The organism is Buchnera aphidicola (Astegopteryx bambusae) (assembly GCF_039365365.1).
In the GTDB taxonomy this organism is placed as follows: domain Bacteria; phylum Pseudomonadota; class Gammaproteobacteria; order Enterobacterales; family Enterobacteriaceae; genus Buchnera_G; species Buchnera_G aphidicola_B.
This window is the reverse complement of the sequence record NZ_CP134985.1, coordinates 55,833-69,503: the sequence shown is the minus strand read 5'-3', so window position 1 is coordinate 69,503 and position 13,671 is coordinate 55,833. Positions and strand designations below refer to the sequence as shown.

Sequence of the window (13,671 nt, the reverse complement as noted above, 5' to 3'; positions counted from 1 at the left end):
ACATAAAATTAAATATTTTTAATTATAATATTTTCTATTTCTTTTTGATCATATCCAAATTGTCTTATACCTTCAGACAATTTTTCTGAAGCCATAACATTTTCATTATGTTGAAATCTAAATTCTGATTCAGTAATTTTTTTTTTTGCAGTATTTTTTTTATTAGGAAAAACAAGTTTTTTTTCTATTTTTTTAAAATTTAATTTTAATTTATACAAAAGCTCAGGAGATATTGTTAAATAATCGCAACCAGATAACTCTAATATTTGCATAATATTTCTAAAACTTGCAGCCATTATAATAGTTTTATAAGAATATTTCTTATAAAAATTAAAAATTTTTTTTACAGAACAAACACCCGGGTCATCTTTAAATTTATTAATATTTAAAATATTATTTTTTTTATACCAATCATATATTCTACCAACAAAAGGAGATATTAAAAATACACCAGCTTCCGCGCAAGCTCTAGCCTGTGCAAAAGAAAATAATAGTGTTAAGTTACAGTGTATATTTTCTTTTTCTAATTCTTTAGCTGCTTGTATAGATTCCCATGTTGCAGCTAATTTTATTAATACTCTATTTTTTTTAATTCCATTTTTTTCATACATATCTATAATCCCTTTAGCATAAGATATACATAATTCTTTATCAAAAGAAATTCTAGCGTCTACTTCAGTTGATATTCTTCCAGGCACAATTTTTAAAATTTCAGTACCAATATCTACAGAAATTTTTTTACTTGCAAAACAAATTTTTTTTTGCATTGAACCATTAATTTTATTAGCACATTTAATCGCGTTAGATATTAAATTTTTATAATAAGGCAGTTTCATAGCATGCAATATTAAAGAAGGATTAGTAGTAGCATCTTGAGGAAGAAATTTTTTTATTAAATTAATATTTCCTGTATCTATAACTATAGTACTATACTTTTTTAATTGATCCAATTGATTCAAAATTTTTTCTCCTGAAATTATTTTAAAAATGTATTTTCACGAAACTAATTAATTTTATTATATTATATATGTATAAAAAAAATAAAATATAAAAATTTTATATAAAATTTTTGTAAAAAATATAAAACTTATTTAAAATTTTTAATAACTATACTAACATTTGAACCTCCAAATCCAAAATTATTTGACATCGCTAAATAAATTTTTTTACTAATTTTTTTAGTAACTATTTTATTAACTAAAAATTTTTTATCTAATTTTTTTATGTTAATAGAAGGTGCTACAAAATTATTTTTCATCATCAATATAGTATAAATAATTTCATGCACACCAGATGCTCCTAAAGAATGACCTGTAATAGATTTTGTAGAAGATACTATTGGAAAATTATGTTTTCCAAAAACTTTTAAAATAGCATTATACTCAACAAAATCACCTATTTTAGTAGACGTAGCATGAGCATTTAAATAATCTATTTTCTTAATACCATTTAAAGCTTGCTTCATACATTTATAAGACCTAGTTTTCGATGGTAAAATCATATTACTTCCATTGGAAAAATTTGCATAATTAAAAATTTCTGCGTATATATTAGCATTTCTAGAAATAGCAAAATTTAATTCTTCTAATACTAAAAACCCTGATCCTCCAGAAATTACAAAACCATCTCTATCATGATCAAATGGTCTAGAAGATTCTTTAGGAGAATGATTTCTCTTTCTTGAAAGCGCTTTCATAATATCAAAGCTATATGCTAAATCTAAATTTATTTCTTCTCCTCCACCTGCAAAAACTATATCTTGCTTACCATATTTTATAAGATCAAATGCATTACATATACAATTTGAAGAAGTAGTACATGCAGAACTTACAGAATAAGTGAATCCATATATCTTAAAATATGTAGATAAACAAGCTGTAATATTTGATGTTAAAGATTTTACTGCAAAATATGGATCAAATTTTTTATTTTTTTTTAATGTTTTATTAAAAAAATTACAACTTGTGTAAGACATATTTCCAGAACCAGATATAAGACCTACTCTATAATTTTTTTGATATACATCTATACTTAATTTAGCATCATTAACAGCATCTAAAAAAGAAAAATAAGAATATATGGAAGACATATTCATAAATCTAAGAATTTTTCTATCAATTTTTTTAAAATTTCTAATGTCTATATCACCAACCACATTACTATACATACCTAAATTATACATTTTTTTAGAAAATGAAATACCAGATTTTCCAAACTTCAATGCATTTAAAACATCTATTTTATTATTACCTATACTAGAAATTATTCCAATACCAGTAACTACAACTCTTTTCATATAAAACCCAAAATAAAAATTTTTTATAAAATTTATAAAAGAATTTACAATAACATTATAGTTATATAAATTTTATTAAAAAAATAAAATTTTTATATAAAATTCATTATAATATAAAAAAATATTAAAAATAAAAATTTTATGCACAAAAAAAATATAAATACTGGAAATTTATATATAATTTCTACACCAATAGGAAACATTAAAGATATAACATACAGATCTATAGAAACATTAAAAAACGTTGATATAATAGCAGCAGAAAACATAAACCATACAAAAAAACTACTTAATTTCTATAAAATAAAAAATAAAATAATATCTTTTAACAAAAATAATGAAAAAAAAAAAAATGAAAAAATATTAAAAATATTATTAAACAAAAAACATGTAGGAATAGTATCTAATGCTGGAACACCTTTAATAAATGATCCAGGTTATTTAATAGTTAAAAAATGTCATAAAAAAAATATAAAAGTAACTCCTATACCAGGTCCATGCGCTGCAATTGCAGCAATAAGTAGCTCTGGAATACAAACAAAAAAATTTTGTTATGAAGGTTTTGTCCCAAAAAAAAAAAAAAAAATTAAAAAAATGTTAGAAAAATTATATTTAGAAGATAGAACTATAATAATATATGAAACTTCTAATAGAATAATAAAAACATTAAAAATTATGTCAAAAATATTTGGAAAGAATAAAAAAATAACATTCGCAAAAGAAATAACAAAAATTTGGGAAACTATTAAAAAAACAAAATTAAAAAAATTAATAAAATGGTTAAAATCAAAAAAATCAAGAACTAAAGGAGAAATAATTTTAATAATAGATAGAAACAAAAAACTAAAAAAAAAAAAAATATATAAAAAAATATTAAAAACATTTAAAATTGTAAAAAACTTTCTACCAACAAGTACTGCTATAAAAATAACTTCAAAAATACACGATTTAAACAAAAATATTCTATATAAATATATTTTAAAAAAATGATGACATAAAAAAATATATATAATATATTTATATTGTTGAAGTTAGATATACAGTCGCTTTTTATTAAGTAATTTATTTTAAATAAAAATATAAAAAGAGGAAAGTCCGGACTCTATACGGGTAAAAGTGCCAGGTAATTCCTGGGAAGTGAAAACTTACGAAAAGTGCAACAGAAAATAACCTCCTAAATTAAAAATATTTAGGAAAGGGTGAAAAGGTGTGGTAAAAGCATACCGCATAAATTGGTAACAAATTATGGCAGTGTAAACTCCACTTAGAGCAAGACCAAACAAGACTAAAACACCCGTTATAAAATAGTCTGGGTAGGTTGCATGAATTAATAAGAAATTATTAATCTAGATGAATGACTGTTTAACACAGAATCCGGCTTATAATCTAACTTCAACATTAATTTTGTCTTAAAACATATAACAATTTTTATATAACATACATATAAAAATAAATTTTGTTAAAATATTTTTTATAATTATAAAAAATAATATATAATACATATATATAAAAATATAATATTTTATAAATTTTCATATGAATATAACAGAAATACAAACGGGGAGAAATCCTCCTAATGACATTTTTACTGTAATAGAAATATCATCCTATTCAACACCAGTGAAATATGAAATAAACAAAAATTGTGGAAATATATTTGTAGATAGATTTATTCCAGTAGCAATGTTTTATCCGTATAACTATGGATATATAAATAAAACATTATCAGAAGATGGTGATTGTTTAGACTCATTAGTTATAACTCCATATTCTATAATACCAAAATCTGTAATTAGATGTGTTCCTATAGGAATACTAAAAATTATAGATGAATCTGGAAAAGATAATAAAATAATTTGTATACCAAACAAAAAAATAACCGAAGAATATAATTCTATTAAAGATATACAAGATTTAAAAAATAATATTAAAGATAAAATACAAAATTTTTTTTATAATTATAAAAAATTAGAAAAAAATAAATGGATAAAAATAATAGGATGGGGAAATAAAAAAGAAGCTCATAATGAAATTTCTAAGTCTATAAAAAATTATAAAAAAAATGTATATAAAAATAAAAATAAAAAAAAGTTGAAAAAAAATGTCTAAAATATGTAAAATAACTAAAAAAAAAACTATTTTTGGTAATAAAAGATCTCATGCTATGAATTCAAAAAGAAGAAAATTTAAAGCAAATATAAAAAAACATAAGTTTTGGATTCCTAATATAAAAAAATTTGTTAGAATAAAAATAAGTACTAAAGGAATTAGAGAAATAAATAAAAAAGGAATAGAAAAAATATTCAAAAAATATTTTTAAAAATATATCAATTTCGGAAAAAATATGGCTAAAAAATCAAGAAAAAAAATAAAACTATTATCAACTTCAAACAACGGACATTTTTACACTACTAGCAAAAATAAAACAAACAAACCAGAAAAATTAAAATTAAAAAAATATGATCCAATAGTTAGAAAGCATGTTTGGTATAAAGAACACAATATAAAATAAAAAAATTTATTTTATGATAAGTTGTTAAACGAATTGAAAATAATAAAAAAATATAAAATAAAAATCAATTCGTTTAATTAAAAAATAATTAATAAAAAAAATAATGTTTTTAAAAATAAATTAAATTTTATTTAATACTATTTATTCTTTCAAACATATTCGTTAAAAAATAAACAAAATTTTTTATATTTATAGGTATATAAAAATAAAAAATTAAAAAACTAATTAGCAAAAGAATAGGTAAAAAAACTGAAAAAATAGAAAATTGAGGAATTGTTCTATTCAACATAGCCATCATAATGTTTATAGCAAAAATTGGCATAATAATAGGCAATACTATTGTTATTCCGTTAACAAAAACTTTAGAAAAAAAATATAGTATTAAAAAAAAAATATTTCTAGAAAAATTAAGATTTGAAATTGGAATTAATAAAAAACTATTAAATATAGTATTAATTATCCAAATATGACCATTCATTGACAAGAATGTCATTAAAATAAATATTTTTATAAAATAAGAAAATATAGAAGAATTCCATTTTTGAGATACATCAAAAATAGTAGAAAATGATAACCCTATTTGTAAACTAATAATTTCTCCAATTATTATTGATATTGAAAAAACTAATTGTATAATATACCCTAAAACAATTCCAATACATATCTGTTCAAATAAAATAATAAATCCTGTTAAAGAAAATAATTTTATACTATAATTAATAATGTAAATATTTATATATAAAAAACTTAAAAATAATGAAAATAATATTTTTATTCTTTTATTTACAATATTTTCTCCAAAGATAGGAACTAAAATAATTACTGGTAATATTCTAGAAAATACAAAAATTATTTTATTAAACATTTCAAAAATTTCATAAAAATTTATATTTATCATATATTTACTAAAATAGGTAAAATTTTAATTAAATCTCTAATATAATTTATTATTGTACTCAACATCCAGGGTCCTAATAATATTAATATACTTAATATGGAAAATATTTTAGGTACAAAAGATAAAGTTTGTTCATTAATTTGAGTTATTGATTGTAATATACTTATAATTAATCCTATAAGTAATACAACAATTAATAAAGGCATTGATAATATTAAAATCATTTTTATAGATTGCCCTAATAAACTATCTACGGTTTCTAAAGTCATATTTTTACCTAAAATTAAAAATTTTATAAAAAATTAAAAATAAAAACTTTTTATTAAAGAATTTATTAACAAATTCCATCCATCAGATAACACAAATAATATTAATTTAAATGGTAAAGATATACTAGAAGGTGGAACCATCATCATACCTAAAGCCATTAAAACACTTGATACAATCAAATCTATTACTATAAAAGGTATAAATATCATAAAACCTATTTGAAAAGCTATTTTTAACTCATTAGACACAAATGCTGGTATTACAATATAAATGGGTATATCATATTTATTTTTAAATTTTACATTTTTTTCTTTAGATAATTTTAAAAAAAATGATAATTCTGAATCTTTTATCTGATTTAACATAAATTTCTTAAAAGGAAATACAGCATTTTTTATTGCAACTTCAGAATTAATTTTATTATTTATAAATGGTAAATATGAGTCTTTATAAACTGATCCAAACACTGAAGACATCGTAAAAAAAGTAATAAACAAACTCAAACCAATTAATATTTGATTTGGAGGAGAATATGTCATTCCTAAAGCATTTCTCAATAAACTTAACACAATGATTATTCTAGTAAAACTTGTCATTAACAAAATTATAGCAGGTAAAAAACTTAAAGAACCCATTACTATTAAAATATCTATAGGAATAGAAAGATCACTTCCTTTATTTAAAAATAAATTATTAATATCATTTAAATTAAAAGCATAAACAGAAGTAGAAACTAATGAAAAAAAAAACAACAAAATTTTAATATATTTCATTACAATATCCAAATATTAAATTTATATAATAAAACATAAAAATTTTAAAAAATAATATAATTTTATTACAAAATTTTAAAAAATGTAAATATTAAAACATAAAAAAATAAAATAAAATTAAAAGAATAAAATTATGTTTTATTTTAAATTATTCATATTATTTAATATATTAACTATTCTTATACCATATTTATTTTTTATAACTACTATCTCACCTTTTGCTATTAAACAACCATTTGCTAAAATATCTAAAGGCTCTCCAGCTAATTGATCTAATTGTAGAATAGAGCCATTTTTTATAGAAAGTAATTTTTTTGTCTTTATATTTATACTTCCTAATCTAACAGACATTTTTACTTCTACATCTCCTATAAAATTAATTTTATTATTTAAATCATCTTTTTCTAAAATATCTTTATTATTACTGTTAGAAAAAATTTTATTTTCTTTATTATCTGAAAATTTCTTACTATCTGAAAAATATTTATTAAATTTTTTTAATTCATCATTCATATTTTCACCATAATTTGAATATTTTAAATATATTCTTTTTTTTATTAGAACAGAATTATTATTTTTAAAAATTATATTTTTTCCTAAAAAAAATAATTTTTTACCTATAAATACATATACATCATTCGGATTATATATTTTTATAACACAATTATTTCTTAAATTATATAAATTAAATAAACTAATATAAAAATTTTGTAAAAATGCAGACATAACAAATTTTATATTATTTAATACATAAAAATTTTTTTTAATATTAAATTTTTCATTTATTTTATTTGATTTAAATAAAATAATTTTATTAATATGCTTAATAAAATTTATAGGAAAACATATATGAAAAGAATTAAAATACATATTATTTTTATATAATTTCAAACATATTACAATAAAAAAATCATTTAAAAAAAAAGATTTATTGTTAAACTTACAAAAAAAACTATCTAATTTACATAAAGATATTTGAAAATTTAAATTTTTTTTTAAAATATTTGATATATTTTTAACTAATATTTTTATAAAATTATTATTCATAAAATGTTGACTATAAGATACATCATATTTTGTACTTTTATTAATACAATTATCTAAACTACCAAAAAATAATTCTATCATATTTAAAATAAAATTATTAGAATAAATAAAAAAACCAAAATTTTTTATAGAAGAAATTTTAAAACAATTAAAACTTATTAAAGAATCAATGTTTCTGAAATAATTTTGATATGTTTGTATTTTTATATTACTAACATTTATTTTGATTTTATAATCTAACATATTAGATAAATGAATTTCCAAAATATTAGAAAAATTTTTAAACAAATTTTTTAAAAAAATTTTTTCTTTAAAATATACATTATTTAAATCAGCATATAAAACATCAAAAAAATTAAAATCATTATAAACAAAATTATCATTCATATAATGATTTTTATTATATGGTACACAATCAAATTTTCTCAAAATTTCACTAACATGTATAAAATTATTATAATATTTTTTCATAAAATTTCCTTAAAAAATAAAAAATTATATAAAAAAAATAAACACATATATGTTCAATAAAAAAATTTCATACAAAATTTTTTTTAAAAAATATATTTATTAATTCTTCATTATTACATTCGTAAATATAAATTTTATCATCATTTAATCTATTTAAAAAAGATAAATTCAAAAATTTTAAAATTTTTATTTTATTTTTATTTTTAACAATTGTTTTAATAAACATATTTTTTTTAAAAAAAATTTTCTTTGCATAATTATTTTTTTTTACAATATTTTTATTTAATAAAATTAAAAAATTATTAATATTTTGTATTTTGAAAACATTAGTTCCTTTTGAAAGTAATATATTATTTTTTTTTACATAAATTTTTTTATATTTATTTAATGCGTTTATATTAAACAAATTAGATTTTTCAAAATTTAATAAATTAAAAAATTTTATACATATTTTTTTTAATTTTATTTTTTCTAATAAAATTAAAAAACTAATTAATCTAATTTTATTTTTCATAAAATTTCCTAACATTATTTTTATTAAATTAATTTACTTAAATATTTATAAGAGTCACTAAAATTATATACATCATTTCTATCTTGTTGTAAAAAACTTTCTATTTTAGGCCATAAAATAATTGCATCATCTAAAATTTTATCATGCCCTTTAACATATGCACCTAAATTTATTAAATCTCTATTTTGTCTATATACAGATATTAATTTTTTTAAATAAATTGCTTTATTATAATGCTCATTATCAACTAAATTAAACATTATTCTACTTATAGAAGTTTCTATGTCAATGGCAGGATAATGCCCTGAATCAGCATAATTTTTTGATAACATAATATGCCCATCTAAAACTGATTTTGCTAAATCAGAAATAGGATCTAAACTTTCATTATTTTCAACTAACACAGTATATAATCCAGTTATAGAACAATTCTCATATTCTCCATTACCAGATCTCTCTATAAAAAGTGGTAATTTAGAAAATATAGAAGTTGGATAACCTCTTACAATAGGAATTTCACCCATAGCAATAGATATTTCTCTTTCTGCCATTACATATCTTGTTAAAGAATCCAAAATAAACAAAACATGATTACCCTTTTTTCTAAAATATTCAGCTATACTAATTGAATATAAAGTTCCTTGCACTTTTAACAAAGGAGAACTATCAGCTGGAGAAACTATTATTACAGATTTATTAAAATTTTTTGACATTTTTATGTTTTCTATAAATTCAAGAACTTCTCTACTTCTTTCACCTATTAATGATATTATAAAAATATCTGCTTTAGAATTTTTTGATATCATACTTAATAATACACTTTTTCCAACCCCTGAACTAGCGAATAATCCTATTCTTTGACCCATACCTATTGTTAATAAAGAATTTATCGCTTTTATTCCAGTGTCTAATATCTTGTTCACAGGATTTTTTCTTAAAGGATTAATTTTTTCATACATTGTTGATAAAAAATCTTTACAATTTATATCTTCAAAACCATCTAAAGGATTTCCAAAACTATCAATAACTCTTCCTAATAAATCTTTTCCCACAGGAAGTTTTTTATTTTCATAAAATCCATGTTTGTTAATTTTAGGAAAAACTTTTAAACCAGGAGATATTCCTTTAAAATGTTCAAATAACATTATAAATATATTATTATTTTTAAATCCTACGACTTCTCCTTCTATTAAAAATTTTTTTTTATTATTGAAAACTTCTATAATACAAATATCTCCAATGGATAAACATAAACCAGAAACTTCTAATAAAAGTCCAATAGAACTAATTAATCTACCATATTTTATTGGCCTCGAAAGTTTACATATTTTTTTATCTAAAAAATTTATATTTTTAAACCAACTTTGTAAATTTTCATTCATCAATTTTTCTCTAATAGAAAGCTCTATATAAGTGATTTAAATTATCTAAACTAGTAAAATTTATATTAATTTCAGAAGAAAAAATTTCACATTCTCCAATAGATATTTTTTCATCTGGAATTAATATCCATTTTCTAAACTTAAAAAAATTTAAAAATTTTTTTTTAATAAATTTAAAATCCTTCGGATTAAATTTAAAATTTAAATTATTTAAAAAATTATATTCTTTATTTAAACATTTTTTTACATCATAAATTATTTTTTTATAATTTTTATTTTTAAAAAATCTATTATTTTTCTTTAAAATATTAAATAATATTTTTATCATTTTAAAAGCAACATAAGTATTTATAGATTTAATAGATTTTTTCAAATTAAAAAATAAATTTTTAAATTTTATTTTTTCTTTTTTTAAACATTTTTTATATAAAAAAAATTTTTCTAAACCCAATTTGTTACCAACTATTTTACCTTCAAAAAAACCTTTTTTATAAGCAATTTTATTTTCTTCTAAAATTTTATTTTCTACCAAATCATCTTTATGTAAAGATTTTGACATATTATCTTTTATGTTATTTTTTTTATTTTTAACATTTTTAAAATCATTTTTATTTAAACATAAATAATCTGGATTCCATTTTTTCCATTTTTCCATTTTTTTTTTATAAGATAATTTATACATAAATTTTTTCCAAATCTTTTAAAATTAATATATTTTTTTTTAATAAAAATCTTAAAATTTTCAAAATATTCTGTTTACTAATTAAAATATCTTTTTTAGAAAATTTTAAATTATTTTCTTTAATCATTTTAAAAAAATAATTCAACTGAATTTTAGACATATTTTTCAAAAACTTATTTCTGAATTTTTCAAATAAATTTATAATAGAGATATATAGAATTTCTTTATTAACATATTTTAACAAAATATACACATTTTTATTATTCATCTTAAAAATATCCTCAAAAGAAAATATTTCACAAATTATTTTTTTTTTTATATCATCCTCTTTTTCAAAAAAATTTTTTAACATATATACTTTTTCTTTTTTGGATAGAGATTTAAAAATTTTTATTACATATTCAAAATTACTATATTTAATATTTTTTTTTTCTTTAAAGATATGATTAATTATTTTAAAAAAGTTTTCTTTAGAAAATTTGTTCATATGTTTAATTTTAAACATTCTTCTAATAATCTCATATCTATAATTTTTATTAAAAAAAGAAAGAATTTTAATAGATTTCTTTTTATTCAAATATTTTAAAAATATTGCAATAATTTGAGGATGTTCTTTATTAAGAATTAAATAACAATTTTTAGAACTTTTTAAATTTGCTTTTTTTACATTTTTTAAAAATTCTTTTTTAATTTTAATGATATTAAATAATTTATTTCTCTCTTTATCATTAAAAGATCTACTAATTATAGAATTAAAATAATTTTTAACATAATCATTTTTTTCAAAAAAAATTTTTTTATAATATTTTTTATAAGAATTTATTGCAATATTTATATTCTTTTTAGAAAAAATAGATAAATCTGACATTTTAAATATTATTTTTTTTTTTTCTTCTAAATCTAAATGATTTAATATTTTTGTACTTTTTTTTATTCCTAAAAAAAACAAAAAACAAGCACTTTTTGTATAACCGTCAATATTATTATTCATTTTTCATTTATCCAATTTTGAATAATTTTAGCTATAAATGAAGATTTTTTATCAAAAATATTTTTATTATTCTTATTTTGTTTAGTTACAATTAATGAATTTGAAGATTTTTGTTTTTCAGATTGTTTTTTTAAAAAATTATTTTTTTTGTTTTTTTCAAACATTTTATTTTTTAATTCTTTATCTATATCTTTATTTTTTAATTCTTTATCTATATCTTTATTTTTTAATTCTTTATCTATATCTTTATTTTTTAATTCTTTATCTATATCTTTATTTTTTATTTTTTTTTTAAAGAAACATATAAAAAAAATTTTGTATAAAAAAAATAATATTATTATTGAAAATATTATAAAACAACATTCTCTAAAAAGAAAATTTGTATTATTTTTTTTTACAATAACATATTTAATTTTTTCTTTTTCTGCAGTATTATTAAAAAATAATGAATTTACTAAATTTACTGTATCTCCTCTTTCTTTTGAAAAACCTATTGTATTTTTAATTAATTCTTTTATTTTTTGCATATCATTTTTACTTATAGGAAAAAATTTTCCGTTAGAATCTTTAACATAATTTATTACTACTCCCACTGATATTCTTTTTAAACTTCCTATATTAACTTTAGTATTTGTTATATCATGATCTAACTCATAATTAGTAGTATTATCATAATTATTACTATATTCATAATTATTGTTAATATCACTATTATTAAAATTATGATTATTTTTAGAATTTTGATTTTTTCCTAATATGTTTGAGTTAAAATTCTTATTTTTTTCATCATATTTTTTTTCATCAAAATGTTTTACTAAATTATTTTCTAAATTATTAGAATTATTTTTATTTTTATGAAATTCTCTATTATAAATATTTTGACTGGATCTAATAGATTTATTAAATTTTTCAGAATTAGGTTTATATCTCTCTTCTATTTTTTCTTTTTTATCAAAATCTGCCTGCGCAGTCACTTGTGCATGTACATTATTTACACCAAATAATGGTATTAAAATTTCTTCAATTTTTCTTTTATACTTTTTTTCTATTTCACTTAAATAAATTAATTTACTATTATTATATGTGTCAAAATCTACTTTTTGATTAAGAAAATTACCATATTGATCAACTATAGTTATATTTTTGTATTTTAAACCAGACACACTTTTAGACACCAAATGTAAAATAGCATTTATTTTATTTACATCTAATAACTTTCCAGATTTCAAAGTTAATAAAATAGATGCTGAAGCATCTACATCATTATTTAAAAAAACAGATTTAGAATGCATTACAAGATGAACACATGCATTTTTTATAGAATCTATTTTCATTATTGTTTTTGACAATTCTCCTTCTAAAGCTCTTTGATAATTTATTCTTTCGTGAAATTGACTTTCACCAAATTTTTCTTGATCTAAAATTTCAAAACCATCTATATTGTTTCTAGGAATACCTTTTTCAGACAAATTAAATCTAACTTGATACACCAATTTTTTTGGTATACTAATTTTATTTTCTAATCCACTAATTTTATATGGAATATTCATATTAGACAATTCAAAAATAATTTCATTTTTGTCTTCATTAGATAATTTATTATATAATGTAGAATAACTAGCTGATTTATAAAAAAATATAGTAGAAAATATCAAAGTTAAAAATAATGAAAATAATATTAAAAAAATAATTATATTATTTTTTATTGCTATAAAAATATTATTAAAAAAATTTTTTTTACTAGATTTCTTTTCAAACGACAATTTTTCATTCATAAAACTTTCTCATGTTATAAAAAATAATATATATTTACTAAAATCTTATAAAATAAAATA

General features: G+C 18.1%; 15 protein-coding genes and 1 other RNA gene. 5 read left to right on the top strand and 11 right to left on the bottom strand.

Annotation, left to right across the window (positions count from 1 at the left end; all coding sequences use genetic code 11):
• Positions 1-8: 8 nt before the first annotated feature.
• On the bottom strand, positions 9-959 hold the full coding sequence (gene tal / locus RJD44_RS00355) for a transaldolase (RefSeq protein ID WP_343190005.1): 951 nt from the start codon (positions 957-959) through the stop codon (positions 9-11).
• Positions 960-1,087: 128 nt separating this feature from the next.
• The gene (locus RJD44_RS00350) at positions 1,088-2,296 is read right to left on the bottom strand and encodes a beta-ketoacyl synthase N-terminal-like domain-containing protein (protein ID WP_343190004.1); all 1,209 of its coding nucleotides are present in this window, start codon (positions 2,294-2,296) and stop codon (positions 1,088-1,090) included.
• A 141-nt stretch (positions 2,297-2,437) separates the two neighbouring features.
• Here RJD44_RS00350 and rsmI point away from each other — a divergent pair, with 141 nt between their 5' ends.
• From rsmI to rpmG, 5 genes are all read left to right on the top strand, one after another.
• Positions 2,438-3,286: a 16S rRNA (cytidine(1402)-2'-O)-methyltransferase gene (gene rsmI, locus RJD44_RS00345; RefSeq protein WP_343190003.1), complete on the top strand. Its 849-nt coding sequence runs from the start codon at positions 2,438-2,440 to the stop codon at positions 3,284-3,286.
• A gap of 37 nt (positions 3,287-3,323) precedes the next feature.
• Positions 3,324-3,694, top strand: an RNA gene (rnpB, locus tag RJD44_RS00340) — RNase P RNA component class A.
• Between the two features lie 138 nt (positions 3,695-3,832).
• Positions 3,833-4,405, top strand: coding sequence for an inorganic diphosphatase (ppa, locus tag RJD44_RS00335; protein WP_343190002.1), 573 nt, complete (start codon positions 3,833-3,835; stop codon positions 4,403-4,405).
• On the top strand, positions 4,398-4,616 hold the full coding sequence (rpmB, locus tag RJD44_RS00330) for a 50S ribosomal protein L28 (protein WP_343190001.1): 219 nt from the start codon (positions 4,398-4,400) through the stop codon (positions 4,614-4,616). The genes ppa and rpmB overlap by 8 nt, the downstream gene beginning before the upstream one ends.
• Before the next feature lie 24 nt (positions 4,617-4,640).
• Positions 4,641-4,808, top strand: a complete 168-nt coding sequence (gene rpmG / locus RJD44_RS00325; RefSeq protein WP_343190000.1) for a 50S ribosomal protein L33 — start codon at positions 4,641-4,643, stop codon at positions 4,806-4,808.
• Positions 4,809-4,935: 127 nt separating this feature from the next.
• Here the strand turns inward: rpmG and fliR are convergent, their stop codons facing one another.
• The 9 genes from fliR to fliF all read right to left on the bottom strand — a co-directional run bounded on the left by fliR (position 4,936) and on the right by fliF (position 13,611).
• Positions 4,936-5,706 carry a flagellar biosynthetic protein FliR gene (fliR, locus tag RJD44_RS00320; RefSeq protein WP_343189999.1) on the bottom strand — a complete coding sequence of 257 codons (771 nt, stop codon included), beginning with the start codon at positions 5,704-5,706 and terminating at the stop codon, positions 4,936-4,938.
• Positions 5,703-5,975, bottom strand: coding sequence for a flagellar biosynthesis protein FliQ (gene fliQ, locus RJD44_RS00315; RefSeq protein ID WP_343189998.1), 273 nt, complete (start codon positions 5,973-5,975; stop codon positions 5,703-5,705). Before fliQ ends, fliR begins: the two co-directional genes overlap by 4 nt.
• A gap of 33 nt (positions 5,976-6,008) precedes the next feature.
• Positions 6,009-6,749 (bottom strand): flagellar type III secretion system pore protein FliP, encoded by a 741-nt coding sequence (gene fliP, locus RJD44_RS00310; RefSeq protein WP_343189997.1) that lies wholly within the window; start codon positions 6,747-6,749, stop codon positions 6,009-6,011.
• A 138-nt stretch (positions 6,750-6,887) separates the two neighbouring features.
• Complete coding sequence (gene fliN, locus RJD44_RS00305; RefSeq protein ID WP_343189996.1) at positions 6,888-8,267, bottom strand: flagellar motor switch protein FliN; 1,380 nt, start codon at positions 8,265-8,267, stop codon at positions 6,888-6,890.
• A 67-nt stretch (positions 8,268-8,334) separates the two neighbouring features.
• Entirely contained in the window at positions 8,335-8,781 is a 447-nt protein-coding gene (locus RJD44_RS00300) for a hypothetical protein (RefSeq protein ID WP_343189995.1), read from the bottom strand.
• A gap of 23 nt (positions 8,782-8,804) precedes the next feature.
• Entirely contained in the window at positions 8,805-10,163 is a 1,359-nt protein-coding gene (locus tag RJD44_RS00295; protein ID WP_343189994.1) for a FliI/YscN family ATPase, read from the bottom strand.
• A gap of 10 nt (positions 10,164-10,173) precedes the next feature.
• Complete coding sequence (locus tag RJD44_RS00290; protein WP_343189993.1) at positions 10,174-10,845, bottom strand: FliH/SctL family protein; 672 nt, start codon at positions 10,843-10,845, stop codon at positions 10,174-10,176.
• On the bottom strand, positions 10,838-11,836 hold the full coding sequence (locus RJD44_RS00285; protein ID WP_343189992.1) for a FliG C-terminal domain-containing protein: 999 nt from the start codon (positions 11,834-11,836) through the stop codon (positions 10,838-10,840). Before RJD44_RS00285 ends, RJD44_RS00290 begins: the two co-directional genes overlap by 8 nt.
• Positions 11,833-13,611: a flagellar basal-body MS-ring/collar protein FliF gene (gene fliF / locus RJD44_RS00280; RefSeq protein WP_343189991.1), complete on the bottom strand. Its 1,779-nt coding sequence runs from the start codon at positions 13,609-13,611 to the stop codon at positions 11,833-11,835. The genes RJD44_RS00285 and fliF overlap by 4 nt, the downstream gene beginning before the upstream one ends.
• Positions 13,612-13,671: the final 60 nt, after the last annotated feature.

What these genes read in the sequence shown, in the direction of transcription:
- RJD44_RS00350 (WP_343190004.1), bottom strand. Translation starts at nt 2,296, where the DNA reads ATGAAAAGAGTTGTAGTTACTGGTATTGGAATAATTTCTAGTATAGGT.
- rsmI (WP_343190003.1), top strand. Translation starts at nt 2,438, where the DNA reads ATGCACAAAAAAAATATAAATACTGGAAATTTATATATAATTTCTACA.
- ppa (WP_343190002.1), top strand. Translation starts at nt 3,833, where the DNA reads ATGAATATAACAGAAATACAAACGGGGAGAAATCCTCCTAATGACATT.
- rpmB (WP_343190001.1), top strand. Translation starts at nt 4,398, where the DNA reads ATGTCTAAAATATGTAAAATAACTAAAAAAAAAACTATTTTTGGTAAT.
- rpmG (WP_343190000.1), top strand. Translation starts at nt 4,641, where the DNA reads ATGGCTAAAAAATCAAGAAAAAAAATAAAACTATTATCAACTTCAAAC.
- fliR (WP_343189999.1), bottom strand. Translation starts at nt 5,706, where the DNA reads ATGATAAATATAAATTTTTATGAAATTTTTGAAATGTTTAATAAAATA.
- fliQ (WP_343189998.1), bottom strand. Translation starts at nt 5,975, where the DNA reads ATGACTTTAGAAACCGTAGATAGTTTATTAGGGCAATCTATAAAAATG.
- fliP (WP_343189997.1), bottom strand. Translation starts at nt 6,749, where the DNA reads ATGAAATATATTAAAATTTTGTTGTTTTTTTTTTCATTAGTTTCTACT.
- fliN (WP_343189996.1), bottom strand. Translation starts at nt 8,267, where the DNA reads ATGAAAAAATATTATAATAATTTTATACATGTTAGTGAAATTTTGAGA.
- RJD44_RS00300 (WP_343189995.1), bottom strand. Translation starts at nt 8,781, where the DNA reads ATGAAAAATAAAATTAGATTAATTAGTTTTTTAATTTTATTAGAAAAA.
- RJD44_RS00295 (WP_343189994.1), bottom strand. Translation starts at nt 10,163, where the DNA reads ATGAATGAAAATTTACAAAGTTGGTTTAAAAATATAAATTTTTTAGAT.
- RJD44_RS00290 (WP_343189993.1), bottom strand. Translation starts at nt 10,845, where the DNA reads ATGTATAAATTATCTTATAAAAAAAAAATGGAAAAATGGAAAAAATGG.
- RJD44_RS00285 (WP_343189992.1), bottom strand. Translation starts at nt 11,836, where the DNA reads ATGAATAATAATATTGACGGTTATACAAAAAGTGCTTGTTTTTTGTTT.
- fliF (WP_343189991.1), bottom strand. Translation starts at nt 13,611, where the DNA reads ATGAATGAAAAATTGTCGTTTGAAAAGAAATCTAGTAAAAAAAATTTT.